Origin of the sequence: Lacticaseibacillus sp. 866-1 (genome assembly GCF_016861825.1) — a bacterium.
In the GTDB taxonomy this organism is placed as follows: Bacteria; Bacillota; Bacilli; order Lactobacillales; family Lactobacillaceae; genus Lacticaseibacillus.
Genome location: NZ_BOLU01000011.1, coordinates 1 through 26035, shown reverse-complemented (window position 1 = coordinate 26035; position 26035 = coordinate 1). Strand labels below are relative to the sequence as shown.

Here is a 26035-nt window from a genome sequence, read left to right as displayed (position 1 = left end):
AGGCTTAGCGGTTGACGTAGTGCGTCATCCAGACGGCAAAAATCAGCGCCAAGACAAGTGATAAGGCAATCGTGATCAACCAGCCGCCCGGCGTGTGCATGAAGGGCAGCGGTACGTTTTGTCCGAAAAAGCCGGAGATGATAGTTGGTGCTGTCAGGACAATCGACCAAATGGTGAGAAACTTCATGGTGTCGTTCAGGTTGTTGTTGAGGATGTTGTTGTAGGTGGCTTCCAGCTGCGCCAAGTTCTGGCTGCCCAGGCTGGTCATGTCGACTAGCTGCCGGGCTTCGATCAGGACGTCTTCCAAGCGCTCCTTTTCCTCTGGCGTGAAGCCGTGGTAGACTGAAAGACCCTTCAGCTGTTCGAGCACGCTTTGGTTCTGCCGAGTCGCGTTGCCCAGGTAAAGCGCGTTGGTTTCTAGGTCAGACAGCTCCAGCAGGCGTTTGCGGGTGGTTTTGTCGCGCAGCGCGAGGGCAATTTGATGGCGCTCAGCGTCGGCTTTTTCCATCAGCGGCATGAAGCGCTGGGTGATCAGGTACAGGCTTTCCAGAAGAAACTGGTAGGCGCTCAGCGCGCGCGGTGTGTCGAAGCGCTGCGTGAATTCTTGAACCAGACTCGCCGCATCGGCGTGGCCGAATGTCAATAGATCGTGTCCTTTGATCACAAACGTCATCTGATGCGTTTCGGCCTGTGCGGCATCACCATCCGCGTCAGGAATGTTGAACACCAGCAGAAAGGTCTCGGCCAAACTGTCGTACTCGACGTGGGCGCGCTCGTGGCGGTCAATGGCGTAGCCGGTTTGCTCGGTTGAAAGTGTATACTGCCTAGTGGCGATCCCGACCGCCTGGGCGTCGTCCAGGTTGATATGATGCCACGTCCAACGTGCTTCTGCCATGATGTGCCTCCCAGTTTTGTTGCCCTTATCATACTGCATAACGAGCGGCGCCGTCACCGCAGGGAAAAGTCGCCCGTTTGCGAAATAAAATAGCGATAAGGGTTGGCACCGAACATATGTTTTGGTGTATACTGAAGCTACGAAAAAGAGAGGACGTATACTATGGTTAAGAAATCTGCCAATGGGCAACCGTCAATGGACAGTGGCGCCCGCGAACAGGCGCTGGATGCGGCGCTGAAAAAGATCAAGAAACAGTTTGGCGACGGCGCGGTCATGAAGATGGGCGACAAGTCCTTGACCAACGTGTCGGTCATCTCCACGGGGATCTTATCCCTGGATCTGGCGCTTGGCGTCGGCGGCTTTCCTAAGGGCCGGGTGATCGAGATTTACGGCCCTGAAAGTTCAGGGAAAACCACGATCGCGCTGCAGGCGGTCGCCAGCGTGCAGAAGAACGGCGGCACGGCGGCGTACATCGACGCTGAAAACGCGATGGATCCGAAGTACGCCGAAGCCCTTGGCGTCAACATCGACGACCTGCTGCTGTCTCAGCCGGATACCGGCGAACAGGGACTGGAAATTGCGGACGCTTTGGTTCAATCTGGGGCGGTCAACATTGTGGTCATCGATTCGGTGGCGGCTCTGGTGCCGCAGGCCGAAATCGAAGGCGAAATTGGGGATTCTCACGTGGGCCTGCAGGCGCGTATGATGTCTCAGGCGCTGCGGAAGCTGACGTCGACGATTTTTAAGACTCAGACAATTGTCATTTTCATCAATCAGCTGCGTGAAAAAATCGGCGTCATGTTTGGGAACCCCGAGACCACGCCAGGCGGCCGTGCGCTGAAGTTCTACGCGACGATTCGCTTGGAGGTCCGCCGGGCGCAACAGGTTAAGAACGGCACTGATGTTGTCGGCAACATCGTCAAGATCAAGGTCACCAAGAACAAGGTGGCACCGCCGTTCAAGACGGTTGAAACGACCATGAGTTATGGCCACGGGATTTCACCGGAAGCCGACATGCTGAACCTCGGGGTCGATCACGACATCGTGGAAAAGGCCGGGTCTTGGTATTCATACAACGGCGAGCGGATCGGGCAAGGCGCGGATAACGCGACAAACTACCTGATTGCCCATCCCGATGTGACCGAAACCCTGCGCAAACAGCTGCAAGAGACCCTGTTTGGGAATGACGACGATGATAAGGACAAAGACGCCGAACCGGCTGAGGCTGATCCGACAACCTTGGACATCGACAGTTCAGACGACAAATAAGCGTAAACAAACAGGCGCTGCGAGAAATTTCTCGCAGCGCCTTTTCCTTTACGCTCAGATCAGCCGCTTACGCAGTGAACCCGAAATGAAGTCAGTCAACGTGACCAGAATGATGATCCCGTAAAGGATGATTCCGACTCGGCTCCAGGAGCGGGTTTGAATCGCGAAAATCAGTGGGGTACCGACACCGCCGGCACCCACCATGCCCAGGATCGAAGCGGACCGGATGGCCAGCTCGAAGCGGTAAAGGGTGTTCGAAACAAATTCCGGCATTAGCTGGGGCAGGCTGGCAATCAGGGTGACTTCTAGCCGCGTGCCCCCGGCAGCCGTAACGGCTTCACCGGCGCCCCCGTCCATGTTTTCGATCGCTTCGGAGAACAGCTTGGCCAGCATGCCGACCGAGTGGAACCCGACGGCCAGGACCCCGGCGAAGGAGCCCGGGCCCACGGCCTTGATGAACATCAGGGCCAGGACGATTTCAGGAAAGGTCCGAATCGCCGTCAGGACAAACTTACCAGAGCGAGTCGTCAACCAGAATTTGTTGCGCGTGTTGGCCGCCCAGAAAGCGAAGGGCAGGGAGATGATGGCGGAGATGAACGTCCCTAAAAAGGCGATGCCTAAGGTCTGCAAGAGACTGGAGGTCAGATCTTCGCCGTCGCCGGTCCAGACGTAGCTGAAGTCTGGGTGGACCAAGCCATTGACGATTGACTTCGTGACCAGCCAGGCGTTTTGCTTGATGTCAAAGCTCGGCATGCCAGTAAATGACCAGATGACGATGGCGACTGTCAGCACCGTGAAGAAGATGTGGCGGTACCGATGGGTGAGGGGGGCTTTTGGCAGCGTACTTGCGTGACTCATAACAGCGCCTCCCTTGCTTTACTAGAGACGTAATCGATAAGCAGCACCACCGCGAAAATGACCAGAACAATCAAGCCCACGCGGTCGTAGCGGAACATGGAGAGTGCCTGCTGGAGGTAGATCCCGATCCCGCCGGCGCCCATGTACCCGAGCACGGTAGACGCACGCACGTTGATTTCAAACGCGTACAGGACGTAGCTGATGAAGTAGTTGGCAATCTGCGGCACCACCGCAAACCGGATGATTTCGATGCGGCCGGCGCCGGCGGCCCGCAGTGCTTCAAGCGGACCCGGGTCGATGGTTTCAATCGCCTCGTAGAAGAGTTTGCCGACCATCCCAAAGGTGAAGATGGCCAAGGCGAAGATCCCGGCAATCGGGCCGATTCCGACGACAGCCACGAACAGCGCCGCCAGCATCAGGTCGGGAATAGTGCGGACGATGTTCAGAATGAACCGAAAGACGCCGACCACGACTTTATTAGTGACGATATTCCGTGACACCAGCAGGGCGTAAGGAAAGGCCAGCGCGGAGCCAATGAGGGTGCCGATGATGGACATCTTCAGCGTCTGAATCATCGGATCGACGGTGTAGTAGGCGTAGCTCCAGTCAACATGGGCCATCTCCTGAAAAATCACCAGGAACTGGCTGATGTTTTGTAAGAACAGGCCCATGTGCGCCTGGGTGATCCAGGCGGACCACACGAGGCCGACCACCATGAAAATGGTCAGCGCCCATTTCTGCCATTGCAGCTTGCGCTTGGGCAAAGAGGAAGGAGCCGTCATGCTACGCCTCCTTTTCTTCGCCGCTGTAAATCTCGGCGATGGCCTCGTCCGTGGCTTCCGCGACCGGGCCGTCGAAGACCTTCTCGCCGGCGCGGATGCCGATGATGCGCGTGGCGTAAGCTTGGGCCAGTTCGACGGAGTGGAGGTTGGCGACGACGGTGATGCCCATTTCGCGGTTGATCCGCTGCAAGTCGTCCATGACGCGCTTGGTGGTTTGCGGGTCGAGGCTGGCAATCGGTTCATCAGCCAAGATGATTTGCGGCTCCTGGGTCAGGGCACGGGCGATGGAGACCCGCTGCTGCTGGCCCCCGGAAAGCTGATCGGCCCGGGTGTACACCTTGTCCTGCAACTCAACGGTGCCCAACGCGTCATAGGCGCGCTGCTTATCTTCCGCAGAGAAGAGCCCGAAGATCATTTTCCAGGTCGGGTAGTAGCCGACGCGCCCAGTCAGAACGTTCTTGAGGACGGTCGCGCGATTGACCAAGTTGAAGTTTTGAAAAATCATCCCGATTTGGCGCCGAATGTGCAGCAGCTGCTTGCCCTTGGCCTTGGTAATGGAGGTCCCGTTGATGCGGACATCGCCTTCAGTGACGTCGTGCAGGCGGTTGATTGCGCGCATCAGCGTGCTTTTGCCTGCGCCTGAGAGGCCGACGACCACCACAAACTCGCCTGGTTGGATCGCCAAGTTGATGTCCTTCAGACCGACGACTCCGTTCGAGTAGATTTTGGACACATGGTCAAATTCGATGACCGGTTTTACTGATTCTGACATTGCTTTCCTCCACGTTTCCCGCTACGTATAGCAAAAGCGCTAGAGGGCTAGCGCTTCTGCGTGCGATGCATGACTTACTTGTTTTCGCCTTCAGCAATCTTGTCGTATTTCCGAACAATGTCAAAGTTTGAATCCTTGGTTTTGACATAGCCTTCATGCGTGTAAATGCTGGAGATAATGGCGTGCCCCTTCTTGCTCTTGGCAATGGTCATGAAGGCCTTGCTGAGCTTGTTGCGGAAGGCTTTGCTCATGTCGGTACGAACGGAAATGGTATCGTTCGGGATTGGCTTGGTGAAGTAGATTGGCAGCACTTCGGTCATGATGTTTGGCACATCCTTCTTGACGACGTTGCGGGCGTCTTCAAAGACGAAGGCCGCGTCGGTGTCGCCGTTCAGAACGGACATGACGCCTTGGTCGTGACCCTTGACGGTCACCAGGGTGTCATCCTTTGGGACATCGATGCCCTTCTGGGAAAGCTCAGCGACTGGCCAGATGTAACCTGATGAACTGGTGACGTCCTGAACCGCGATCTTCTTACCCTTCAGATCCTTATAGGACTTGATGCTGCTGCCTTTCTTAACGATGATCTCGGCGCGGTAGGAGTCGACCAGTTTGGTCGTGTTCTTGCCGCCTGGCTGCTTGATGCCGTAACGCTGGGCTTGGAGCAGAACGTCGGCAGCGCCTTGCTTGTGCGCCTGAACGTAGCCGTCAGGTGGCAAGAAGCCCACGTCGACCTGTTTCGACTTCATGGCTTCGACGATCGAATTGTAGTCAGTCGAGACAGTCACTTTAACTGGAATCCCGAGCTGCTTTTTGAGCAGGGCTTCCAGCGGCTTGGCCTTGGCCTCAATCGTGTCGGCGTTGCTTGATGGTACGAACTGGATGTTCAAGGACTTTGGTGTGTAACCGTCCTTGCTGGAACTGCTGGTGCTGGACTTGCTATTGCCGCAGGCCGCAAGGGCTAAAGTGGCAGCCGCAGCCAGCGTGACTGTTGCCAATTTTTTCCAGAGCTTCATCAATATCTCCCCCATAATGTGAGTGTCGGTTGTCCACTGGTAAAAACCGAACATTATCGACATTCGAACAAATGATTTTTCCTGTCGATGATGGCCGCTCCCTACCAGCCATTTTGTAGTATAGGCGAGAAGGTTCCCAAATTCAATGGTGTAATCTAGGTTTATCATCAAAAAGTTCGGATTTTGGGCCATTTTTTCATGATATTTTCAGAAAGCATTCCGTAACAGGAATGTTAATACTATCCGAACAATTATTTTGTAAACAACTCCTTCTGCCGGTCTTTAGCAAACAATGGTTCGATTCAGAACGGCCGAATGAAGGTCCAAAATATTGCCAGCCAGACAGAATTGCTTACTCGCGCGCCAAAAGCAGCTCACACTTAAAAACGCCCCTGCACCGCGATTTTATAACCCAATCGTGGTGCAGGGACGCTTGTGCCTTGGACTAAACCCGCTTTATGGCTCAGTTTCTAAGCAGGTTTTGGGGCGAGGACCTTGTCTGCGGCCGTGACGGTGGTGGCGATGGTCTCGTCATCCAGCGGCTGGTTGAAGTACAGGAACGAGGCCGCCACACCGCCGACCAGGGACCAGAGGTACTTGAGCACGGTGCGATTGGACCAGGCGACCAGTTCGCCGTTTTCCCGCAGCCGGTCCAGTGTCTGGTCCAAAGCCGCCCAGTAGCTATCTGGGAATTGATGCAGCAGCTGCTGACGAACCGTTTCCTGGTTGAGAAGCTCAGTGACAAACACTTTGACCAAAGGGGCGTTGTCACGCAAAATCCGCAGGCGATTGCTGATCAAGCTCTCGCAAAACTCGTGGCGGGTCTGAAACGGAGTGGCCAATTCGCGGTCGACCAAATCGGACACCGCAAAGGGGAAAATGCGCTCGGCGACGGGTTGAATGATGGCATTGAGCAGACCGTGCTTTGACCCAAAGCGGGCGAAAATATTCCCTTCGGCGACGCCGGCGCGCTTGGCGATTTCATGCGTGCTCGCGTTGGCGTAGCCTTTTTCTGCAAACACGGTGATGGCACTTTCTAAAATTTTTTGCTGCTTGGCGGTCAGGTTGCCAAAGGCCGGTGCGTAATCAGCTAAGTGAGGATCTGCCATAATTACTCCTTTCCCCGCCAGCCGGCAATGTCGTCTTGGCTAAACTGGTAGGTGAGCTTGCGGTGGTAAGCGCGCTCGTATGCCTGACACTTTTGCCGGTAGTCCTGCTTCATCATCGCAAGCGAATTTTCGCGCACCGACTTGGTCGGGTCGGGAAAAATGGAAGGCATGATCTGCATGCTGTAGCTCACCTTGTTGAAAGCCGGGCTCACCTGCTTGGCTAGCGTGTGGATGGCCACGAAGCAGGAAATCACCGGCACGTTGAAGCGGGCGGCGTAGTAGTAGGCGCCACGCTTGGGTGGCCGCGGTTTGCGGTAGTTGTACCACATCTCTTGCTCGGGGTAGATTAAGACCTTATGCTGCCGGTCGAGCACCGTGTCGAGCAAAGTGGGAAATTCATGGGCTAGGTAGTTTAAATCGCCACTGATTGGCAAAATGTCGGCATTATTGAATACGTAGCCCAGTGTGCCCGGCATTTCCAGGTTGGTGGTTTGGCTGACGATGAACAGGCGGGGCATCCCCAGCGCCTTGCGGACAATCAGATTTTCCACTGGGCTGAAGTGGTTAGAAGTCACAATGGCTGCGCCAGGGACTGCTGCCAGGTGTTCGCGGCCGGTGACCGCAATGCCATGGCCGAGCCAGCGAGCAGACAAGTTCATGCCGGTGCGCACGATCACATTGTTCACGCGGTGGCGCCACGTGTTTTGGCTCGCCAGGTAGTGGTTGATCACGGCCTTTTCGGCGTCCGGCGCCAGGGTGGGGTCGTTGACCTCGACCTTGTCATTAAAGCGGCCGTCCTGGACCGCGCGCTCGATATTTTTGATGACAGGCAGGTGCGGATCGGCCGGTTGTTTTTCGATCATATTTGCACCGCTCCTCCCTGGGCTTCAACGCTGGCAAAGGTGATGGGTTCAGCGCCGGTGGTGGCAGCCAGGTGCATCAAGTCCGCCTTATGCTTGACGTCGCCCTGGACGTGGACAGAATCGAAGGCCTTGCGGGTGGCGCGCAGGTTCGCTGCGACTTGCGGCAGCTCATCGGCGTAGTGCCAGAAATAGTCGCCGTTTGGCACTTGCTCATAGTGCCACGGCTTGTCGAACAGATTGTAGTGAATGACCTTCGGCGTTTTGACCTGCGGCTGGTCGCCCTGCACGTTCCAGCTTTCGTCCAGGTGAGTCAAACGGTCGCGCGTGATGGCGTTGATGTAGTCCTGATCGGGGGCCAAGCTGTGGAAGTGATACTGATTCAGCAGCTTGAGAAAATGCGCAGCAAACTTGACGCGCCGCATGCCGGCCAGATCCATCAGCAGCACCCCGGAGTTGCAGTACTGGTCCACGGCCACCCCAATGGCGTCGCGAGTGTATGCGGTGGTTTCCGGGTTGACTGCCATGAACGGGTCATGCACGGCGCCTAGGAGGTCGCCATGCAGGTCTTCGGCAAACAAGTCGGCGATATCAGTCAACACCACCGTGTCGGCGTCCAGATAGACAGCGCGGTCGATGGTAGGGAAAAGTTCGGCAATAAACAACCGGAAGTAAATCGTGAACGTGAAGTAGTCTGCCCGCAGCTTATTGTCTTTATCCGTGATCTGCGCCTTCAGCCGGTCGGCAATCGATTCGAAGGAGACTGCGACGTTTGCGGTTTGCTCGGCCATAATTTGCGCCTTGTGGGCCGGCGTCAGGTGCTCAGTCAGCACAGTGACGTGATACTGCTTGGCCGGATCCGTGTTTTTCACCAGCGAGTGCAAGGAGACAGTCAGCGGGTCGACGTAGTTATCATCAACAGAGTAAAAAATTGCGTAGGTCATGTAATCATCCTTTTCTTGCGGCGCGTACGCTTTGGTAATCTGCGTACACTGCCTGTGTTTGCGCGTCGGACAGCCCCAGCATCCTTTGCACGGAGTCGATCTGCCACGGCTTCACCGTTACCGGGTGGAACCAAGGCCAGAACTTCAGCCGCGTCGAGAAGTGCAAAAATACTGTATCGGCGTGGGGGCCATGCTGATCATTGAAGCGGCGTGGCACGATTTTTTTCTCTCGCGTCAGCTTATTCAGCGCGCTTTGGTCTGGCATGAACATTTTTTTCGCGCTGATTCGGTCGCGGCAGCGCGCAAACAACCCAGTTTGCTTGATTCTCGCGAGGTTCAGTAGCAAGACGCCGGAGTTAATGTAGTCGCGCAGGTGCCGGCCGTGGTGAAAATACCACTGGCCATAGTGGTCTAGCACGCCGACCAATTCGGTCTTAGCCAGCGGCTGGTTGTAAAAGGCTGTTGGGTCTTGAACGGCCAAAACGTCTGCGTCCAAATAGAGCAGCTGGTCTGGCATTGCCGGGATCAGGTCGGCGTAAAGGCGTAACATGCAGTAGGGCGTAAACCGAGTCTGCCAGTTGGCCTTTGGCGGCAGCTGGTTGAGCAGGTCCGTCAGATCAAACAAGGTGACGGTCCCGGCCGGGTCGTGGGCCGTGACCACGGCTCGCAGCTCGTTGATCGCCGCCTCGGGGAAGGGCTGATACGCGGTGCCAGACACGCTCAAGCGCGCCGTAAAGACGTATATGTGCAGCGGCACCGCGACTTGTTTGGTGAGGCTCAGCACTGACAGCAGCACACCGTCTTGCACATGCGCGTCGCCGCAATAGAGAATATTCATGGCGTTCGCCTCCGGTAGATGACATGCTGGAAGGTGCTGGCTTTGGCGCGCTCGGTCATTGCGGCGTGGACGCGCTGCGCCAGCGCTTCGCGTTGCGCCTTTGGCGGCTGCGAGCGGTCGGGCATAAACGGGCCGTCGACGTAGACGGTCACGCCGCGCTTTTGATAAGTCGTAGTGAAGGCAAACACCGGCACCTGGTACGCCACCGGGTAGTGGAAGGCGCCACGCACAAAGGGCCGAATCCCGGTATAATACGGCCAGACATGGGCCTCCGGGTAAATCGCCACCGGGCAGCCTTGATTGATCAAGGTGCGCAGGTAGCTGAGAAAGCGCCGGGTCTGCCCGGTAGTTTCGGGTAGGACGACGCCACCCCCCAGCTGCAGGATGGGGCCAAAGACTGGCACCCCGAGGTTGGCCGCCGAAGCGAGTGTGTAAGCGCGCGTATGTCCTGCCAGCAGCATTGGCATGAAGGGATCGCCGAACGGCTGCGTGTGGTTCCCGTAAAGGAAGTAGCCTTGGTCTCGGAACGGCGCAAGCTTGTTTCGGCCGACCACCTTGGCGTGCAGAAACAGGTGCCAGTACAAGCTGCCAAGGGGCTTCATGGTGTGGTACACGGCCGCGCTTTTCAGTCGATACCGGCGACCTTCATGTTGCCACTGATAGTCTTGCGGCAGTTGCGCAGTTTGGTCCGCGCTTTCTACTAGGTCTGCCGCAAAATCGGTGTATTCCTGGATGCGCTGCGTCATCCTGCCGCCTCCTTTGAGTGAGTACTCACTTTAATACGCTCAGTATAATGAAAAACGCCCGGTAGTCAAGTGAAAACGCCTGCTAAATGGCCACGCGCGCCCGTCTAGTCGGCATTTTTCGGTTTTCACAAGAATTCCCGTCGCGTGAATGTGAGGAATTTTTGGCACGGCGGTGAGCATTAGCCTAAAATTGAAGGCAGAAGCAGGAAGGAGCACAGGTAAATGACCTCATGGGTATTCACGGATATGGATGGGACGCTGCTTGATGAGACAGGCCGCGTGCGCGCAAGCAATGCCGAGAAAATCAAAGCAAGCGGGCTGCCGCTAACCCTAGTTTCGGCGCGCTCACCAAAAGAAATGCAGGAGGCAATCACCGCACTGGACCTGCAGGGGCCGCAAATTGCCTACAATGGCGGCATGATTTTCGTGCCGCACAAAACTGGGCGCACGGTGTTGTCAGCGCTGCCGATGCCGACTGAGTCTGCCAAACAAATCATTGGTGAGATCATTGCGCGCTTTCCCAGCACCTCGGTCAGCTACTACGACGGCGCAGACTGGTACGCTGAACGGATGGATGATAACCTGCGCGGCGAAATTGCGGTTTCGCGGCTGATGCCGACTTTTCAGCCTTACCAAGAAGTGTTTGAACGCCCGCGCCAAATCGTGAAAATCATGCTGATCGACTTCGACGCTGGGGTGATGGCGCAGATCCACGACTTTTTCGCCGCTCATGAGTTTCATGGGGTGAACGCGCGCTCCTCGAATGCGGCGTGGCTTGAGATCACCTCCGCCGAGGCGGAAAAGTCACGCGGGATCCAGCATGTCTTGGACCAGGAACATATAGAAGCGCGAGACACTGCGGCCTTTGGCGACGGGCAAAACGACCTGCCCATGCTCACCATGGTGGGCACGCCAATCGTGATGGCAAACGCCGCGCCGGCGATCAAGCAAGTCGCCAAGTACATCACCAAAAGCAACCTCGAAGACGGGGTGGGATACGGGATGCTTCATTACCTGAAGCCATCAAAATAGCGGCTGAGCCATCAAGCGGTTTTAGCCCAAGCGCACAAGCGCCCCTGCACCGCGATTTTGAAAAATAAATCGCGGTGCAGGGGCGTTGTGTTATGGAACAGGACTAGCCAATTTTGGCTTGCTCTCTTTTGGTGCGATCATTTTTTGGCTGGTTTTTTGGCCGCTGCGACCAACGCATCGTTGATGGTTTGGGCGAACAGCACATTGCCGTCTTGATGGCCGCCGAAGTGCACGCCGTCAGTCCCCTTGAAGACTTCGGGGTGCGCTGCCGCGGCAGCCGCCCAGTCAGCCAGGGTGACCCAGTGATGCGTCGCCGGCAGCGCGTGCTCTAAGCCTGTCAGCTTGCTTGAGTTCCAGTCTGGCTGCGCCTTGCCGTTAAACGGCGTGACGAGCACCAGCTTGTGCCCGGGGGCGATGGTGTCCAGCAGCTGCTGCAAGACGGCGGCGTAATCGTCAAGGGAGTTCGTGCCGCACGCCACCACCACGAATTCGCGCAACGTGCCAGCGGCTTGCTGCTGCTTAACGAGCGTCACTGCCTGATTCATGGTGCGGTCGCCCTCCGCGTCTACGACCGCGTTGGCCACATGGGCGGTAAGGTAACTGGCGGTGCCGAGCGTGACGGAATCGCCAATGACCGACACGCCGGCGGGGATGTTGTGCTCGGCCGCCGTGCTTTGGCGGTTTTGCGCTTGGTAGCCATGCGGGTCAGTTTTGGCGGCTTGGGCGGCCGCCTGTTTCGCCTGGGCGATGCGATTAGCTGCCGCAGTTTGCTTTGGCGAATGAGCCGCCACGATTTCCGGCGCAATGCGGTCATATTGTGCCAGATCCTGCTGAACGCCTTCTGTCCAAAGCGTGGTTTCAAGTTGTGAGAGCGCGGGCGCCGCCTGGACCTGGCGCACCGAGACGGCGGCCAGGACGGCTGCGATCAGCGCCACACCAGTCCCCAGTAGTTTGGGATGGCTGATTTTCAGCTTGCCGGCGATCAGCGGTTCCACGAGGTAAACGGACAAGGCGGCAAAGGCGACGCTTAATACCAGCGTGGCGGCGATGGCCAGGGCCGGATCAAGCAGCCGGCTGAAGATGACAAAAAATGGCCAGTGATACAGGTAGATGCCGTAAGAGAGCCCGGCTAAGGCGACAGCGAATTTGGGCTCCTCAGTATTCGGTGTGGCTTCGTGAAGCAGGCGGGCCGCAATGATCATGACCATTGCCAGCCCAGTTGCAGCCACCAGCCCTGCGGGATAGGTGAACGCCGCATCGAAGCGGACCCAGGTGCCCAGCCAGACCGTTGTCCCCGCCGCTAGAATCAGGACCAGGATCGGCAGCCAGGCCTGGGTGCGGCTGGCCGCGCGGCGGAACCACTTTGGCACGACCGCCACGCCGGTCAAAGTGGCCAGCAAGGCGCCGAAGAACAGCGGAAAGGCATGCGTGAGACTTGAAAAGTAAACCGGTGTGAAGTCCTTCAGGCCTTGGCTCTGCCGCCACATCAGCGCCAAAGAGCCGGCTGAAAGCAGCAGCGCCAGGCCGAACAGGATGCCCCGAAACCGCGCCCGCCGCTCGTGCATGGGCACCTCAGGATTTTTCAGCAGTTGGCTGACCCCCCAGACCACGAGCCCCCACACCAGGTAGAACTGCATCTCGACCCCGAGAAACCAGGTGTGCACAAACAGGTGCGGGATGAAATTGGTCTCGTATGAGCCGCCGGTCGCCAGTTCGTACCAATTCGTGACGAACCCAAGCGCGGCTTCGACCTGCTTGCCCAGTCCGGTGATGACGTCAGGCGAAACCAACAGGGTGAATGGCACGACAATCAGGATCATCATGATGACGGCGGGAACGATGCGATAGAACCGCCGCCGCAAAAAGCCCAGCAAGTCAAAGCGCTGCGTCTTCGAGAACTCATCGATCATCAAACTGGTGATCAGAAAGCCCGAAAAGACAAAAAATAGGTCGACCCCGATGAAGCCGCCAGGATAGGCCACCTTGAAAAAGTGATAACCGAGGATCATCAACAGGCCCAGTATCCGGATCGGCCCGAACCACTTAATGTGTTGATGCTGCATGGTATTGGCCATTTTTGAAGTACCCCCGCATTTTTTTGCCTTGCTTGTTGGTCAGTGTGCCTTGGCCGGTTACGGCGCCGTTTTTAAAGTGGCCCTGATACTGCCAGCCCGCATGTGACGAAAAGGTGCCGGCGCCATTGAACCGACCGGCCTGAAATTCGCCGACATACCGGTCGCCGTTTCGCTGCTTCAGCGTGCCGCGGCCACTGAATTTGCCTTTGAGCATCTGCCCATCATAGACGATTTGGCCACCGTCAAGCGTGTAATGCGTCGCCGTTGGCTGCGCCGGCCGCAGGGCCAACACCGCCGCCAAGACGATCAGCGCGGCGACCAGGATTTCCATGCCAAATCTGAACCGATGAGTAACCACAATGCCCCTTCTTTCTGAAAACATACTTAATAATCATACTGTAAAATCCGAATGAAACAAGGCTCTCGAAGGGATTTCTCATTGATTGACAGAATCTACTCCTAGAAGGGGGCAATTCAAATGACCGTCCGAATCGGCAGTCTCGGCCTGATATTGGCCATTTTTGGGGTGTTGCTGTTGGGTGTGCCAATCATTGGCTGGACGTGTTACGCCTTGGGGCTTGGGTTCAGCTGTTGGGGGGTGTTTCGTGCGTAGCCGCGATTAGCCTGGTGGGGCGTCGCAGTTTCAGCGGTGAGTGTGATCTTGCGGCTGACCTTGGCGATTTTTATTGTGGGGTAAACAAGCAAAGCCGGTATGGCGCCAAAGCTCTGCGGCGTCGTACCGGCTTTGCTAAATTGAGGGTGGAGTTACGCAGGCAGGTGCTTGAAGGCCGCAGAAATCTGTTTGACCTCGTCGACACTGAGCGTGACGTTTAAGGCCGCAGCGTTTTGGGCCGCCTGCTCCGGGGTGCGCGCGCCGGGGATGACCACTGCGATGGCGGGATCTTGAATGTACCAGGCCAGCACGACTTGCGCAGGCGTGGCCTGATGCGCTGCGGCAATTGGCTTGATTGTTTCGACCAAAGCGGTTGTGATCGCGGCAAAGCGTTCGCCTTGGAAATTGGCCCGTTTGGCCTGCCAGCTGCCAGGCTCAAAGGTCTGATTCGCCTGATATTTGCCGGTCAACAGGCCAGAGGCCAGCGGGAAGTAGGGCACGAAGCTGATTTTTTGCTGCTGCAGGTATGGCATCAGGGTCTGCGCCGCCTGCCGGTCGATCAGGTTGTAGGCGTCTTCCACGATGTCTACGTAGCCGTCCTGGTTAGCCTCTTTGAGCTGGTCCAGGCTGAAGTTTGAGACGCCAATGGCCCGAATTTTGCCGGCCTCCTTGAGTTTTTCAAGGGCGCCGACCGCTTCGTACTTGGGCGTGTCCTGGTCAGGAAAGTGGATATAAAAGATGTCAATGTAATCCGTCCCGAGGCGCTGCAGGGCATTATCGACCTGCTGCGTCAAAAAGGCGGGGCGGTTGTTTGGCCGCAGCTCCTGGTCCGGATCTTGCGCGGCCTTGGTCGCGATCACAATCTGATGGCGGTCATAGTCGGCAATGGCCTGGCCGATCAGGTATTCAGAGTTGCCCAGCCCATACATGAAAGCCGTGTCCAGCATACTGATGCCGTGATCGAGTGCAGCCTTGACAGTTTGAACGCCGGTTTGATCGTCCAGCCCTGGAAACAGGTTGTGGCCGCCAATTTTATTTGTGCCCAGGCCGAGCGGTCCGGAGACCACGTCGCTGTGGCCGATTTTAATTGATGTTGTCAAATTCTCACCTCTTGTTTAATGTACCACGACTGCGCCGGGGCTCGCCGATCAGCGAAAAATCAGCGAGTTGGTGCCGGTCACGTTCAGCACGTACAAGAACAGCACGACCGCGTTGACAATCAGCGACAGCACGATGGCCGCGTAGCGAATGGTGAAGTTATGGGCCCAGGTTTGGAAGTTGAACCAGCCAAATCTTTTGCCTTTGTACGTGAAAGTCATGATCAGCAAAGCCAAGGTGATCACCCCTTGGGCAATTACTCCAAAAACGTATAAACTGGCGGCTTGAGTTTGCAGCCAGTAGGTGCCAAACGCCGCCGCGTCCAGCAACAGTGCAATTACAGACATCGCTTTTCTCCTTTGTGCGCCGAAGCGAATTTACACTGATGTTAGCACAGGCTCAACGCTGCGGAAAGGGGATCAGATCAGCGTGCCGGATATCGGCAATGCTGACCTGAATGCTGCCAATGCCGACTTCGTCCCAGTCGGTATAGCCGGCGACCTTGCCCCCAAGCGGAGCCGCCAGGCGGCCTTCCGGGGTGAGGTGTTTCAGCTGAACCACGACACTTTGACCGCTGGCAAAAGCGGCCGCCAGTACGCTGCGGACTTGCGTTTCGCTTTGCAGCGGCAGTGCCACCTGATCTTGCAAGGCGGCTTCGGCTTGCGCCTGCTTTTTGAGGGCCGCCGTGTGGTCGGACAAGTAATAGCCCTGCCATTTTTTCATACCGCGGTCGTGGTAATGATGAGCAAAAAAGTCGGCGACCAGCCGCGTGAAGGCGGCTTGGCCGATTTGGTCGGCGTAGGTCATACGAGGATGCTCCCTTCAAGTGGATTTATGCTCATTATACGAACAAGCGTTTGCATGTGCAACCAGCAGCCCCTCATTTCTTTGTAACATATCAACGGGCCGGAAACGCCGCTTAATCAAAGCTTAACTATTTTTATGACGAATATGTTACAAACACATTGCAAAAGTGGTTATACTATAAATATAGAAATGAGTGGGGAGTGATCGTGATGAAGAAATGGCTTTTGATCAGTGCACTGACGTTGGGTTTGATCGGCGGCGGGGCAGGAATGGCGTACAGCCAAACCGATGAAGCAAGCACGACGCCAAGTGTTCAGACGCCGGCCGTCACGAAGTCCCGGGCAAAGATCAGCGTTAACGCCAGCAAACAGGCTAAAGCACCGGCTGCACCGACGCGCCAGCAGGCCGCTTCGGTCAAGCCGGCACCCCAAACCGCGTCAGAGACTAAGCCGACTGCGGCGGCAGCTAACGCTTCTAGCGCCGCGGCTAAACCGGCCGCCCAATCGCCTAGCCAGCAAGCAACCGGGCTTGCGGCATATTACGGGACTTGGCACAATGCCGCGGTCACTTTGACGCTGTCAGGCAGTACCATGATCGTTGCCCAAAGCGGCCAGTCGAGCATCACGACCACTTACCACGCCGTCCCAAGCGGCGCGGGCTATCTATTCACCCCGACCGACGTTGAAGCTGATTCACTGCTGCTGGTGCTGAGCCATGGCCAGCTGCAGTGGGTCACAGGCGCCAGCGCACCACTGATTCTGGTGCGCTAAACGAAAAAGCTCCCAGGGCCAGCGGCGCACAATGCGCCGCGGTCCTGGGAGCTTTTTTGCGTCTTCAGAGTGAGTTGTCTAGGCCCAGGTGATAGCTGAAGAAGGCCATCGTCCCGGGAAGGGCGAACTGGGTGTAGTCGCGCGCGTGGCCGGAGCCGGGCACCACGTGGACCGCGATATCGCGCTTGAAAGCGGCCGCCTGTTCAAGAAAACGAAAGACGCCAGGTAAGGGGACCAGTTCATCAGTGGAGTTGTACATCAGGGTAGGCCCAAGTTTTTCACTTAGGTGATTCAGCGGGTTGACTGCGGTGAGCCGCGCCGGAGTCAGATCACCCAGGTAGTTTTGCACGAAGAATTTATAGAAGCTTTCGTGCACCGCGTGCGGTTCGGTGAGGCCAAGCTCTTGTTTGGCGTCGGCTGAGGCCTTCACCGTTTGATGCTGCTGGACCCAGTTGGCAAAGTCGACCACCGCCGACCAGGTGACGACAGGCTGGCCGCCCAGAATGCTTTCGCTGATGGCCATCGTGCCGCCCACGCTGGCGCCCAACAGCCCGACCTTGGCCCGGTCGAACTCAAAGCCGCTGGCGGCAAACCAGGCGAGAAAGGCGTGCAGGTCGTCTTGCGCAGCCGGGAACAGGTGGGCCGGAGCCAAGCGATAATTGATCAGTGCCGCCGTGTAGCCGGCGTTGGCAAAGAGTTGGCCAATTTCCTGGTCGCGCGTTTTATCACCGCGGAACCAGCCGCCGCCGTGGATGAACACTATGGCGGCGCCGTTGGGCTGGTCGGGAACGTAGATATCAGCCTTTTGTGCGGGGTCAGTGCCATAAGCAAGATCAGTTTCAATCATCGTGTCTCCTCCTAAAAAGTGTCTACCTCCAGCTTAGTCCTCTCAAAGCAAAGATAGCAAGCGCTCCCAGGAAGGGACCCGTGTTCAAGCCCAGCAAAGTTCGCTATAATTCGAGGCGGAGGACAATCATATGAATTTTTCGTTTCAGTACTCAGCCGAGCGCGCGACCACGGTTAAGCGAGTGCTCATGCGTCAGGGCGTGAGCCATCGGCTGCTCACCAAGCTTTTTGCCGCAAACGCCGTGTTTTTAAACGGCGAGCCCACCGAGAATCAGCCAGTGATTCACGGGGATAAGGTGCGTTTCGAGCTGCCGCCGTCAGCGGCCGTCACCATCAGCGACGGCGCGCTCACCATCGTTCAGGAGCTGGATGACTGGCTAATTGTCAACAAGCCGGTGGGCCTGGCAAGCGTGCCGGGACCCAGCAGCCCCGATGACAGCCTGCTCAATCGGGCGGCCGGGTACCTGGCGGCCGCTGGCATCGATGGCCCGCAGCCCGCGATTATGACGCGATTGGACCGCGACACCAGCGGTTTGGTGCTCATCGCCAAGCATATTTTTGCCCAGGGCAAGCTGGATCAGGCCGGTGATAGCGGCTTGACGAAACAGTACCAGGCAGTCGTGAGTGGCACGATTGACCCGGCGGTGGGGACAATCACGCTGCCGCTGGCCAAAGCGGCCGACGGCATTCACCGTGAAGTGGCTGAAGGCGGCCGAGTGGCGATCACGGACTACGCAGTCGCGGCCACCCATGATGGCCTGAGTCTGGTGAACATTGTGCTGCAAACCGGGCGGACGCATCAGATCCGGGCGCATTTCGCCGCGATTGGGCACCCCTTGGTTGGTGATCCCTTGTACGGGGAGACCACCTCAGCTTATGGGCACCAGTTGCTGCAGGCCAGTGGGTTGACCTTCACTGACCCATTCACTGGGTTGACTCACAGCTACCATCTGGCAGCGCCGGCGGATTGGCCAGCGTTTTTACAGGCATAAAAAAACCGCCTCCGAGGAGACGGTGGTAGTCGCTAGGCCTAAGCGACGAGCCGAATTACTTTTTAACTTCAGTAAACTCAACACGGCGGCGCAGCTTTGGAGAATACTTCTTCAAAGTCAAACGATCCGGTGTGTTGCGCTTGTTCTTGGAAGTCAAATAGATCCGTTCGCCAGTTTCGGCGCAAGCAAGAAGAATGTGATCACGCATGCTCAAGCACCTCTTTCTATATATGAACCTTAATAGCATACCGGAATGAGCAAAAAAGTCAAGGGAGGCGAGCAGATGGAGTTGAAGGGGAAACGCGTTTCGATCCGGCCGATGCAACCCAGCGATGCCGCGGCCTACTTGGCACTGACGCAGGACCCGGCCGTGGCGGTGCCGGCGGGGATGAGCGAGCTGGCGGACTTGCATGCCGCCGAGCAGCATCTGGCCAGTACCCGCGACACCGAATTTGCCGTGACCCGAGATGGCCAGTTGATCGGTGAGGTGGGCGTTTACCCCCGCACCCAAGATCCGGATGATCCGGCCTGGACCACGCGCGAGCTGGGGTACGCGTTGAACCAGCGCGACTGGGGGCAAGGACTGATGAAAGAAGCCTTGACGTTGGTGCTGGACGAGTTGTTTGCGCGAGACATCACCGCGGTGTGGGCCGGGGTTTATCCGGACAACCGGCGCTCCATTGCCCTGCTGGCTCATTTGGGGTTTGAGTACCGCTTCACGGCGGCCCTGCCGGCCGGGTTGGCCCAGGGCGGCAGCGCGGAAGCGTACTTTGAGCGCGTCAATGAAAATTATTTCACCGATTAGTTTACATGATGTAAAGACGGCTTTTCATTTCACTCAACAAAAGAAATGTCATGGTCAGCGCAAGGTAATGGTATAATGAAACTGAAAAAATAAACTGGAGGTTTCATAATGAGCACCCAAGCTGATTACGATGATATATACGCCAAGCGCCTTGCCGCGATTGAAAAGGATGAGGCCCTGACCATCCTGTCAAGCATGAACCAGCCGCAGGTCGCCGGAGAAAAGGCCTCGCAGTATATTGTCTATACGGATTACCAAGCCAACTCACGTAAGAGCAGCTTCACAATCAGTGTCTACACGCCCTTCGAAAATGTCGATAAGTATGGTCACTCCAAGGCTGATTATCAAGCCCAGCTGCTTTTTGATCTGAACGCTTGGCAGAAGACCATGCACATCACCGTCCTTGAGACCTTGGGCTCAGAAAGCCGGTTGGCGTTCTATGACTTCCAAAACATGGGGCTGGCGCAGCTCGCGCTGAAGGCGTTTCTCAATCTCGCAAACAAGGCGGACGTCGACACCATCGATGGCAACATTTCGAGCTTTGACAAGGAAAACTTTGAAAAGCTGGATCACATTTTCCGCAAGTTTGGGTTTACTGTCAACGTGGCAGATGCCGCTCAGGGCATTGCCAAGATTGAAAAAAGTCTGAAATAAGCCTTTAAAACTTTCGTCAGCCTGCGCTGACGTCTTTTTTTCCTTGGGTTTGACAGCGTTTTCAGATGCGAATACAATAGTGCTGTTTATGGGGAAACGGGGGGACAGTATGCTGACACCAAGTGTGAAAGTCTTTATGTACATGCTCACCATGTCGGATTCACCGTCCGTGGACACCGAGCCAGTCTGGCGTGATCGCTACCGGCTCAGTCCCACGCGCGTGATTGCGCGCCTGCTGCGCCGAGGACTGATCCAGCCAGTACCAGGCAACGCGGTGCGCTTCGAACTGACCGCCAAGGGGCAAGCGGCGCTCGCTGATATTGACAGCTGGCTGTGGATCCATGAGTACTATCTGCCGGACGTGATCGACTTTGATCATGTGGTCACCCTGCCCTGGTTGCACCCAAAGATCGATTATCACTACATTGAACAGATGCTGGCCAACGCCAAGGCCAAGTATGCTGATGATCCCACCTACCTAACGTTGCTGCTTCGGCATCAGCTGCGCCTGGAGTATGACACGCACCACAACCATGACGCCATGCTGACGCTGATGGCGTTGATCGATGCGGATCTGGATCCGCAACCCGATGGGAGCGAGCTGACATACGAAACCACGTGGGCTAAGATGAGCGAATTTGAAAAGAACACCCTCAAGACGCTACTTGGTCGGTTGAACTGGAATCTGGCGACCTTTGAAATGCAGTTCTCGGCCTGGTTAGATCAGCAGCCGCGAAGGGCGCGCGTGTTCACGCGCTTTGAGCTCATGACGATCGTGATGTACGAGATCGGAGACGCCAAGCCGCAGCTTTGCGCGCTGTACAAAAAGGCCGCGGCCCGGGCTAACGGTGGCGCGGCTTTGGCTTCTGAAATGTGCGATGCCTAACTAAAACAATGGTCTGCGCCATCAATGCCGCAGACCATTTTTTAGTTGCCAGAGGCGATCAACTTCTGCTGAAACAGCTTAAATACGGTCTCAAACAATGTCTGGTAGTCGCCATCAGTGGCGTCAAGGTACCAGTTAAACTTGGCGATGCGCTTGGGCAAGGCGGACAGCGCAACAGGGTCGACAAAGTCGTCCAGCGCAGTGATCAAAAGGTCTGCCTGCTCCAGGGGGGCATCGTCGCCCAGCAGCTCGACCACGCTCAGATTGCGGACAAAATCGATAATGTTGCGATTAACCGTGTCCGTAGTTTCCATGACCAGCTTGACCTTGACGAGCTCTTGCCACTGGAAGTCGCGGAGATATGGTACTAGCAGGTAAAATAGCATTTCGACCAGCGGCCGCTTGGCCCTTTTGAAAGTTTGATAATCGGCCCTGTCCGGCAGACTGTCGATGTAGCGACTCAGGGTGCGGCGTGCCTGCTTTTGCATGTAGTTAGGCAAAGACGGCTTGAAGAAGTCAGACTGCTTAACGAAATTGCCCTCCATCAGGTAGAAGGCCGCAGTGACCCGCATTAAATTGGCGTGCAAGACCGGGTCTTCAAAGGGGTCAGTCTGCCCGACTGAGTCTTGCCGCACCGCGGCGGGCAGGCCGGCAACCACCTGCGCGGCAGGACTGCTGGTTTGTTCCAGGTAGTTGCACATCATCATCGTACTGGCGGCCGGCGGCGTGAAGCGGATGGTTTTTTGCTGGAAAAAGTAGAAAAAGATTGTTTCGGCGTCCAGCGCTGCCTGCGGGACGTTTGGATTTGGTTTGCTCGGGTACACCGCCGTCATTGAGAATTCCCCTTGGGGGATGGACTTTGAGAACCCCGCGTTTAGCGAAACAAAATGGCCGCGGCTCATGCGAGTGCGGCAAACGCCCCAAAACAGGCGCTCTTGACTGGCCGTGATGGGGTCCTGATCGGCTGAAGGCAGGCTGCGATACTGCGCGCTGAGGCGATCAAAGTCGAGTGCCCGAAACGGCCAGCGGCTGCCGTGATAACTAAGCCAGTAGAAGAGCTGAAGAAACAGGCGTACCTGTTTTTCGTCGCCGACAAAAGTCGCTTGCGTCAGCGAGATCTTAACTTTGAAGCCAGATAAGAAACTGCGCACCAGCGCGGTTTTGCGCATGAGCGTGGAACGGCTGATGTAATGGTCACCGCAAAAATGGCTGACGCTTTGCTGATTGCCTTGGACCAAATAGTCGACGAATTGAAAGGCGATAGAGCTATTAAGCAGAAACAGGCGGTAGTCGTCGATTGACAAATTCAGCGCTGCCCCGTCGGTGAGGGCCTGTTTAATTTTGCCGGCTGGCTGCCTGGACAGCTCAACCAAGTCGCGCGTCAGCTCCTGAAACACGTTGTAGCTTTGCTGATACGACAGTGCGAGTCTTTCCGCCAAGTCGGTGATCGACAAACTTTGCGTCTGGTTGGTGACGAGGGTTTGAAACATGGTGAATTTCTGTAAATCGGCTTTTTCGAGGAAAATCGTCTCGAAATTCATCCGTAGGCCCCCCTTAGACACGCTTAATAGTCACTAATGATTACTCACAGAATACCACATGTTTGAGCTGGGAAAAAAGTGGCATCGCCAAAACTATTTGACAAAGTTAAATGTTTTGGCCAGTTACCGCGCTTCAGACCGATTCATTTCCCTCCCTCGATGGCCGAGTAGGAAGGCGCAAAATGCGGCAGATTCAGCCGAGAAAAACAGTTGTTGAACACGGCCTAAGAAAGTTCTCATTTATCATAAAATATTATTGGCCTAATTTGATGACAGTGGCTATAATTAGACTCGAAAAGTAGTCAAATTCACGAAAAGAGGCACTTATTTATGAGAGGTCGCGAGGATATCTTTCTGGCGCAGTCCCAGGCGGAGGAAACGAGCCTATTTCGGCGCATCGTCAATGCACGCTCAGCGCAGACGCCGGTGGCAGAGCGGTTAGTGCGCGAACAGGCCGCCGAGCCCTTAGTGACGGATGTTAATCTGAAGCAGATCGCGGCGCTCACCCGGCGCAACTATGGGTCGGTATACAACACCTATAACAGTTTGGTCTCCACCCTTCAGGAAATGATTGGGACCAAGACCACGACCGTGAGCAAGTTGTTCAATGTGCCTTCCAGTCAGGTGCGGCTCTTTTTGGTCCAAAAAGATCATCCGTATCGGTTCCTGCACACCCTGGTGTACCACGACTATAAAGACTTTGCCGAATTTTTAACGGCCAGTCACGCGAGCAAGGCGACCATGTTGCGGCACCTCAAACCGTTGCGCGACTTTGCTCGCAAGTTTGGCGTCCGTTTTTCGTATGAGACGCTCAGCCTGCAGGGTGATGAAAAACGGATTCGGCTGTTTTTGACCATGATTTTCTGGCTGGCAACGGATGGGGCCGGCTGGCCGTTTGATGATCTTAAGCGGGACGCGGTCGGCGAAGTGGTAGACGAAACCGTTGCGCTGTACGACATGAACAAACCGAATTACGTCACCCGGGAAGTCGCGATGTATTACACCGCGATCGCGCACAAGCGCTCCAGCGAAGGCCTCGTGATCATTTACGACCCGAATAAGCTGACGCTCCGCTATCCGACCGCGAACCTGTTTGAAGAACTGCAGCCGGGGTTAGCCGAGGATTTTCTCTTTCCCCAGTTCAGCACCGAGGGTCAGATGGGCGAAAGTGCCGCCATGTACTTTGTGTTCAACTTCCTGCCGTTGTTTGGCACGACCAATTCCGCGTCCATGGCGCAAACGCTTGCGCGGTTCCAGCACTATAACCAGCCCATTTACACGCTGGTCACGGAATTTCTCGCCAAACTGCCAGTGGCATTTTTGACCACTGATCAAATTCCGGAAGGCGCTTTGAACATGCTGAAAGCCAATTTGTTGGCTAACGCAGTGTCCACGCTTGAGTTTGGGGAAGACCTTTCTCAGGTCATCGCGTATGAAATCAATGAACACCTGGTGGCAATGCCCGAAAACCCGATGCTGAAGAAAAAGGTGCGTCAGACATTGGAACACGTGGTGTACGTCGGTGGGCTTGATGATCTGAAACTGCACCTGGATGCACTCACCGACGCCTTTTATTCTGATGTGCTTCAGATTGCGCAGCAGTTCGCGCCGAAGTCTAAGGTGCGAGTGGCCGCAGTGACCGAGCAGGCGGGGCTGGGCTACGTGGATTTACTGAGCTTTTTGATGGCTCAGCCGTTTGTGGAGCTGGTGTCGCCTGACGAGGGTTTGGATGACGTTGATTTGGTCATTGAAAGCGCGACGGTGCCAGATGCGGCCAAACGCCGTTCCGGAATTCTGACCTACAAGTGGGCGGCCAGTGCGTCCAACGATTGGTTCGGCGAGCTTTACGCCGAGCTGCGGCAAATCTGGGAAAACAAAAACGAAGGTGCTCGCGACGAAGATTTTGACTATTGAGCAGTTGCACCGCTCAATGGTTTGCAGTATTCTAGCAATGACAAAATAACACGTGATTAGGTGCCTATTTTGAGACTTTCAGAGACCCGGCGGGCGGTGTGAGCCGGGATGTCTCACTTCCAGCACGACAGTGGGCGGCGATGAGTCGCACGGCGCTGACCGTTAGCAGCAAATTAAGGGTGGTCTTTGGACCAAACTTGGGTGGCACCGCGGAAAAGCCTTTCGTCCCAATTGAGATGAAGGGCTTTTTGTGTGCAATTACGTCAAGGAGGAGAACTATGTTAGACATTAAGGTGATTCGTAAAGACCCTGACTGGGCCAAGACTAAGCTGGCCGCGCGCGCGGTCAAGCCGGAGCAGATTGATGACTTGCTGAGCGACGACGACAAGCGCCGGGCACTGATTGCCCAAACTGAGCAGTTGAAGGCCAAGCGTAACGAGGTGTCCGGCCAAATCGCGCAAAAAAAGCGCAACAAGGAAGACACGGCCGACGATATCAAGGAGATGCGCGAGGTTGGCCAGCAAATCGGCAAGCTTGACAAGGCGCTGGCTGAAGTTGAGCAAAAACTCAATGACGTCCTGGTTCGCCTGCCCAACTTTCCGGCCGATGATGTGCCAATGTCGCTGAATGAAGAGGACTCGCGCGAAGAGTATAAGTGGGGGAAGATCCCGCACTTCGACTTCACGCCAAAAGCGCATTACGAGCTGGGCGAAGCGCTTGGTATCCTGGACTTTGAGCGTGCGGCTAAAGTCTCGGGCGCGCGGTTTGTTTACTACAAAGGGGCAGGCGCCCGCCTTGAGCGCGCAGTCTATAACTTCTTCTTGGATGAGCACTACAAGGAAGGCTACGAGGAAATCATTCCGCCATACCTAGTCAACAACGACTCCATGTTTGGGACGGGTCAATTTCCTAAGTTCACCAAGGATGTTTACACAATCATGAACGAGGACGAGCCGTTGACGCTGATTCCGACGGCGGAGGTGCCGCTGGTCAATTATTACCGCGGTGACATCATTGATGCAGACAAGCTTCCAATCAGTGTCACGGCGCTGACGCCGGCATTCCGGTCGGAGGCGGGATCGGCAGGCCGCGATACGCGTGGTCTGATTCGCATGCACCAGTTCAACAAGGTCGAAATGGTCAAGTTCTGCAAGCCGGAAGACTCTTGGAACGAGCTGAAGAACCTGGTTCATGACGCGGAAGACCTGCTGCAAAAGCTCGGCTTGCCGTATCATGTGATTACCTTGGCTTCTAACGATGCCAGTTTCACCTCGGCTAAGACCAATGACCTTGAAGTCTGGTTGCCGGCGCAAGATACTTACCGGGAAATCTCCAGTTGCAGCAATTGCACCGATTTCCAGGCGCGGCGCGCGCAGATTCGTTACCGTGACGAAAACGGCAAGCCGCAGTTTGTTCACACGCTGAACGGATCGGGCCTGGCGGTTGGACGGACAGTCGCCGCAATTCTCGAAAACTACCAAAACGCGGATGGCTCGGTGACGATTCCCGATGTGCTGGTTCCTTACATGGCTGGCCAAACAGTGATTAAGGGTGAATGATGGTTCGGACAGTCGCAGCGATGCGGCTGTTTTTTGTCGGTGCTGGGCCGCGAGGCGGTGGGCGGAGTCAGAATCTGTTGGGTCTTTTTTAAAAAATGGTTGACGCTCCTTGGCGTGGTTGGTAATATAGTCATCGTTGTCAAAACGAAGCGGTGTTGAGCCGCTAGGGTGATTGAGAAAAATCATTGACAACGTTGTGCCTAATTGATAGACTGATAAAGTTGTCTTTTGGACAAGGTAGTCCTTTGAAAACTGAACAAAGTTTCGTAAATGTGATAGGGCTTTTCAATGAAAGTTGAAAAGAATTAATTAACATGAGCGAAGTCAATTCGCAATAAACAACAAATCGAGCTA

At 55.9% G+C, this 26035-nt stretch carries 27 protein-coding genes; 9 read left to right on the top strand and 18 right to left on the bottom strand.

Going from position 1 to position 26035, the window contains the following annotated elements; translation table 11 throughout:
• Nucleotides 1-4: 4 nt before the first annotated feature.
• The gene (locus tag JUE30_RS04790) at nucleotides 5-895 is read right to left on the bottom strand and encodes a magnesium transporter CorA family protein (protein ID WP_203623851.1); all 891 of its coding nucleotides are present in this window, start codon (nucleotides 893-895) and stop codon (nucleotides 5-7) included.
• A gap of 195 nt (nucleotides 896-1090) precedes the next feature.
• On the opposite strand from JUE30_RS04790, the gene recA reads away from it, so the two are divergent.
• Nucleotides 1091-2164, top strand: a complete 1074-nt coding sequence (recA, locus tag JUE30_RS04785; RefSeq protein WP_125757484.1) for a recombinase RecA — start codon at nucleotides 1091-1093, stop codon at nucleotides 2162-2164.
• A gap of 54 nt (nucleotides 2165-2218) precedes the next feature.
• On the opposite strand, the gene phnE (JUE30_RS04780) is transcribed toward recA, so the two are convergent.
• The 9 genes from phnE (JUE30_RS04780) to JUE30_RS04740 form a co-directional block, all read right to left on the bottom strand.
• Nucleotides 2219-3022 (bottom strand): phosphonate ABC transporter, permease protein PhnE, encoded by an 804-nt coding sequence (phnE, locus tag JUE30_RS04780; RefSeq protein ID WP_125757465.1) that lies wholly within the window; start codon nucleotides 3020-3022, stop codon nucleotides 2219-2221.
• Nucleotides 3019-3804 carry a phosphonate ABC transporter, permease protein PhnE gene (phnE, locus tag JUE30_RS04775; protein ID WP_203623850.1) on the bottom strand — a complete coding sequence of 262 codons (786 nt, stop codon included), beginning with the start codon at nucleotides 3802-3804 and terminating at the stop codon, nucleotides 3019-3021. Before phnE (JUE30_RS04775) ends, phnE (JUE30_RS04780) begins: the two co-directional genes overlap by 4 nt.
• Before the next feature lies 1 nt (nucleotide 3805).
• On the bottom strand, nucleotides 3806-4576 hold the full coding sequence (phnC, locus tag JUE30_RS04770) for a phosphonate ABC transporter ATP-binding protein (protein ID WP_125757461.1): 771 nt from the start codon (nucleotides 4574-4576) through the stop codon (nucleotides 3806-3808).
• A 74-nt stretch (nucleotides 4577-4650) separates the two neighbouring features.
• Complete coding sequence (locus JUE30_RS04765; RefSeq protein WP_125757459.1) at nucleotides 4651-5592, bottom strand: phosphate/phosphite/phosphonate ABC transporter substrate-binding protein; 942 nt, start codon at nucleotides 5590-5592, stop codon at nucleotides 4651-4653.
• Between the two features lie 470 nt (nucleotides 5593-6062).
• Entirely contained in the window at nucleotides 6063-6701 is a 639-nt protein-coding gene (locus JUE30_RS04760; protein ID WP_203623849.1) for a TetR/AcrR family transcriptional regulator, read from the bottom strand.
• Nucleotides 6702-6703: 2 nt separating this feature from the next.
• Nucleotides 6704-7564: a 1-acyl-sn-glycerol-3-phosphate acyltransferase gene (locus JUE30_RS04755; RefSeq protein WP_125757455.1), complete on the bottom strand. Its 861-nt coding sequence runs from the start codon at nucleotides 7562-7564 to the stop codon at nucleotides 6704-6706.
• On the bottom strand, nucleotides 7561-8505 hold the full coding sequence (locus JUE30_RS04750) for a glycosyltransferase family 8 protein (protein WP_125757453.1): 945 nt from the start codon (nucleotides 8503-8505) through the stop codon (nucleotides 7561-7563). Before JUE30_RS04750 ends, JUE30_RS04755 begins: the two co-directional genes overlap by 4 nt.
• A 4-nt stretch (nucleotides 8506-8509) precedes the next feature.
• The gene (locus JUE30_RS04745) at nucleotides 8510-9343 is read right to left on the bottom strand and encodes a glycosyltransferase (protein WP_203623848.1); all 834 of its coding nucleotides are present in this window, start codon (nucleotides 9341-9343) and stop codon (nucleotides 8510-8512) included.
• A complete protein-coding gene (locus JUE30_RS04740; protein ID WP_125757449.1) occupies nucleotides 9340-10089 on the bottom strand; it encodes a 1-acyl-sn-glycerol-3-phosphate acyltransferase in 750 nt (249 codons plus the stop codon). Before JUE30_RS04740 ends, JUE30_RS04745 begins: the two co-directional genes overlap by 4 nt.
• Before the next feature lie 222 nt (nucleotides 10090-10311).
• Between JUE30_RS04740 and JUE30_RS04735 the strand changes: the two genes are divergently transcribed.
• Complete coding sequence (locus JUE30_RS04735) at nucleotides 10312-11121, top strand: Cof-type HAD-IIB family hydrolase (RefSeq protein ID WP_203623847.1); 810 nt, start codon at nucleotides 10312-10314, stop codon at nucleotides 11119-11121.
• A 137-nt stretch (nucleotides 11122-11258) separates the two neighbouring features.
• Here JUE30_RS04735 and JUE30_RS04730 read toward each other — a convergent pair whose 3' ends face one another.
• The 5 genes from JUE30_RS04730 to JUE30_RS04710 form a co-directional block, all read right to left on the bottom strand.
• The gene (locus tag JUE30_RS04730) at nucleotides 11259-13196 is read right to left on the bottom strand and encodes an acyltransferase family protein (protein WP_239061361.1); all 1938 of its coding nucleotides are present in this window, start codon (nucleotides 13194-13196) and stop codon (nucleotides 11259-11261) included.
• Nucleotides 13165-13554, bottom strand: a complete 390-nt coding sequence (locus JUE30_RS04725; RefSeq protein WP_239061360.1) for a hypothetical protein — start codon at nucleotides 13552-13554, stop codon at nucleotides 13165-13167. The genes JUE30_RS04730 and JUE30_RS04725 overlap by 32 nt, the downstream gene beginning before the upstream one ends.
• A gap of 407 nt (nucleotides 13555-13961) precedes the next feature.
• The gene (locus JUE30_RS04720) at nucleotides 13962-14909 is read right to left on the bottom strand and encodes an aldo/keto reductase (RefSeq protein WP_203623846.1); all 948 of its coding nucleotides are present in this window, start codon (nucleotides 14907-14909) and stop codon (nucleotides 13962-13964) included.
• Between the two features lie 48 nt (nucleotides 14910-14957).
• A complete protein-coding gene (locus JUE30_RS04715; RefSeq protein ID WP_203623845.1) occupies nucleotides 14958-15254 on the bottom strand; it encodes a hypothetical protein in 297 nt (98 codons plus the stop codon).
• Nucleotides 15255-15306: 52 nt separating this feature from the next.
• Nucleotides 15307-15714: a phage infection protein gene (locus tag JUE30_RS04710; RefSeq protein ID WP_203623844.1), complete on the bottom strand. Its 408-nt coding sequence runs from the start codon at nucleotides 15712-15714 to the stop codon at nucleotides 15307-15309.
• A 209-nt stretch (nucleotides 15715-15923) separates the two neighbouring features.
• Between JUE30_RS04710 and JUE30_RS04705 the strand changes: the two genes are divergently transcribed.
• Nucleotides 15924-16484 (top strand): hypothetical protein, encoded by a 561-nt coding sequence (locus JUE30_RS04705; protein ID WP_203623843.1) that lies wholly within the window; start codon nucleotides 15924-15926, stop codon nucleotides 16482-16484.
• A 64-nt stretch (nucleotides 16485-16548) separates the two neighbouring features.
• Here JUE30_RS04705 and JUE30_RS04700 read toward each other — a convergent pair whose 3' ends face one another.
• Nucleotides 16549-17331: an alpha/beta hydrolase gene (locus JUE30_RS04700; RefSeq protein WP_203623842.1), complete on the bottom strand. Its 783-nt coding sequence runs from the start codon at nucleotides 17329-17331 to the stop codon at nucleotides 16549-16551.
• A gap of 130 nt (nucleotides 17332-17461) precedes the next feature.
• Here JUE30_RS04700 and JUE30_RS04695 point away from each other — a divergent pair, with 130 nt between their 5' ends.
• A complete protein-coding gene (locus JUE30_RS04695; protein ID WP_203623841.1) occupies nucleotides 17462-18322 on the top strand; it encodes an RluA family pseudouridine synthase in 861 nt (286 codons plus the stop codon).
• Between the two features lie 55 nt (nucleotides 18323-18377).
• Here JUE30_RS04695 and rpmG read toward each other — a convergent pair whose 3' ends face one another.
• A complete protein-coding gene (gene rpmG / locus JUE30_RS04690) occupies nucleotides 18378-18530 on the bottom strand; it encodes a 50S ribosomal protein L33 (RefSeq protein WP_054664841.1) in 153 nt (50 codons plus the stop codon).
• A gap of 75 nt (nucleotides 18531-18605) precedes the next feature.
• On the opposite strand from rpmG, the gene JUE30_RS04685 reads away from it, so the two are divergent.
• From JUE30_RS04685 to JUE30_RS04675, 3 genes are all read left to right on the top strand, one after another.
• Nucleotides 18606-19127, top strand: coding sequence for a GNAT family N-acetyltransferase (locus tag JUE30_RS04685; RefSeq protein ID WP_203623840.1), 522 nt, complete (start codon nucleotides 18606-18608; stop codon nucleotides 19125-19127).
• 108 nt (nucleotides 19128-19235) lie between these two features.
• Nucleotides 19236-19781 carry a hypothetical protein gene (locus JUE30_RS04680; protein ID WP_203623839.1) on the top strand — a complete coding sequence of 182 codons (546 nt, stop codon included), beginning with the start codon at nucleotides 19236-19238 and terminating at the stop codon, nucleotides 19779-19781.
• Nucleotides 19782-19890: 109 nt separating this feature from the next.
• Nucleotides 19891-20667 carry a hypothetical protein gene (locus tag JUE30_RS04675; protein ID WP_203623838.1) on the top strand — a complete coding sequence of 259 codons (777 nt, stop codon included), beginning with the start codon at nucleotides 19891-19893 and terminating at the stop codon, nucleotides 20665-20667.
• A gap of 41 nt (nucleotides 20668-20708) precedes the next feature.
• On the opposite strand, the gene JUE30_RS04670 is transcribed toward JUE30_RS04675, so the two are convergent.
• Nucleotides 20709-22208 carry a helix-turn-helix domain-containing protein gene (locus JUE30_RS04670; RefSeq protein ID WP_203623837.1) on the bottom strand — a complete coding sequence of 500 codons (1500 nt, stop codon included), beginning with the start codon at nucleotides 22206-22208 and terminating at the stop codon, nucleotides 20709-20711.
• 330 nt (nucleotides 22209-22538) lie between these two features.
• Between JUE30_RS04670 and JUE30_RS04665 the strand changes: the two genes are divergently transcribed.
• Together JUE30_RS04665 and serS are read left to right on the top strand one after the other, a co-directional pair.
• Nucleotides 22539-24122: a helix-turn-helix domain-containing protein gene (locus JUE30_RS04665; protein ID WP_203623836.1), complete on the top strand. Its 1584-nt coding sequence runs from the start codon at nucleotides 22539-22541 to the stop codon at nucleotides 24120-24122.
• A 278-nt stretch (nucleotides 24123-24400) separates the two neighbouring features.
• Nucleotides 24401-25681, top strand: a complete 1281-nt coding sequence (serS, locus tag JUE30_RS04660) for a serine--tRNA ligase (RefSeq protein ID WP_203623835.1) — start codon at nucleotides 24401-24403, stop codon at nucleotides 25679-25681.
• Nucleotides 25682-26035: the final 354 nt, after the last annotated feature.

Bases quoted from the DNA above. Each gene is read 5' to 3' on its own strand.
- JUE30_RS04735 (WP_203623847.1), top strand. From the start codon at position 10,312: ATGACCTCATGGGTATTCACGGATATGGATGGGACGCTGCTTGATGAG.
- phnE (WP_125757465.1), bottom strand. From the start codon at position 3,022: ATGAGTCACGCAAGTACGCTGCCAAAAGCCCCCCTCACCCATCGGTAC.
- JUE30_RS04710 (WP_203623844.1), bottom strand. From the start codon at position 15,714: ATGACCTACGCCGACCAAATCGGCCAAGCCGCCTTCACGCGGCTGGTC.
- JUE30_RS04730 (WP_239061361.1), bottom strand. From the start codon at position 13,196: ATGGCCAATACCATGCAGCATCAACACATTAAGTGGTTCGGGCCGATC.
- JUE30_RS04755 (WP_125757455.1), bottom strand. From the start codon at position 7,564: ATGATCGAAAAACAACCGGCCGATCCGCACCTGCCTGTCATCAAAAAT.
- JUE30_RS04760 (WP_203623849.1), bottom strand. From the start codon at position 6,701: ATGGCAGATCCTCACTTAGCTGATTACGCACCGGCCTTTGGCAACCTG.
- JUE30_RS04745 (WP_203623848.1), bottom strand. From the start codon at position 9,343: ATGAATATTCTCTATTGCGGCGACGCGCATGTGCAAGACGGTGTGCTG.
- JUE30_RS04740 (WP_125757449.1), bottom strand. From the start codon at position 10,089: ATGACGCAGCGCATCCAGGAATACACCGATTTTGCGGCAGACCTAGTA.
- JUE30_RS04705 (WP_203623843.1), top strand. From the start codon at position 15,924: ATGAAGAAATGGCTTTTGATCAGTGCACTGACGTTGGGTTTGATCGGC.
- JUE30_RS04715 (WP_203623845.1), bottom strand. From the start codon at position 15,254: ATGTCTGTAATTGCACTGTTGCTGGACGCGGCGGCGTTTGGCACCTAC.
- JUE30_RS04790 (WP_203623851.1), bottom strand. From the start codon at position 895: ATGGCAGAAGCACGTTGGACGTGGCATCATATCAACCTGGACGACGCC.
- phnE (WP_203623850.1), bottom strand. From the start codon at position 3,804: ATGACGGCTCCTTCCTCTTTGCCCAAGCGCAAGCTGCAATGGCAGAAA.
- JUE30_RS04665 (WP_203623836.1), top strand. From the start codon at position 22,539: ATGAGAGGTCGCGAGGATATCTTTCTGGCGCAGTCCCAGGCGGAGGAA.
- JUE30_RS04685 (WP_203623840.1), top strand. From the start codon at position 18,606: ATGGAGTTGAAGGGGAAACGCGTTTCGATCCGGCCGATGCAACCCAGC.
- JUE30_RS04670 (WP_203623837.1), bottom strand. From the start codon at position 22,208: ATGAATTTCGAGACGATTTTCCTCGAAAAAGCCGATTTACAGAAATTC.
- phnC (WP_125757461.1), bottom strand. From the start codon at position 4,576: ATGTCAGAATCAGTAAAACCGGTCATCGAATTTGACCATGTGTCCAAA.
- rpmG (WP_054664841.1), bottom strand. From the start codon at position 18,530: ATGCGTGATCACATTCTTCTTGCTTGCGCCGAAACTGGCGAACGGATC.
- serS (WP_203623835.1), top strand. From the start codon at position 24,401: ATGTTAGACATTAAGGTGATTCGTAAAGACCCTGACTGGGCCAAGACT.
- recA (WP_125757484.1), top strand. From the start codon at position 1,091: ATGGACAGTGGCGCCCGCGAACAGGCGCTGGATGCGGCGCTGAAAAAG.
- JUE30_RS04695 (WP_203623841.1), top strand. From the start codon at position 17,462: ATGAATTTTTCGTTTCAGTACTCAGCCGAGCGCGCGACCACGGTTAAG.
- JUE30_RS04700 (WP_203623842.1), bottom strand. From the start codon at position 17,331: ATGATTGAAACTGATCTTGCTTATGGCACTGACCCCGCACAAAAGGCT.
- JUE30_RS04750 (WP_125757453.1), bottom strand. From the start codon at position 8,505: ATGACCTACGCAATTTTTTACTCTGTTGATGATAACTACGTCGACCCG.
- JUE30_RS04675 (WP_203623838.1), top strand. From the start codon at position 19,891: ATGCTGACACCAAGTGTGAAAGTCTTTATGTACATGCTCACCATGTCG.
- JUE30_RS04765 (WP_125757459.1), bottom strand. From the start codon at position 5,592: ATGAAGCTCTGGAAAAAATTGGCAACAGTCACGCTGGCTGCGGCTGCC.
- JUE30_RS04680 (WP_203623839.1), top strand. From the start codon at position 19,236: ATGAGCACCCAAGCTGATTACGATGATATATACGCCAAGCGCCTTGCC.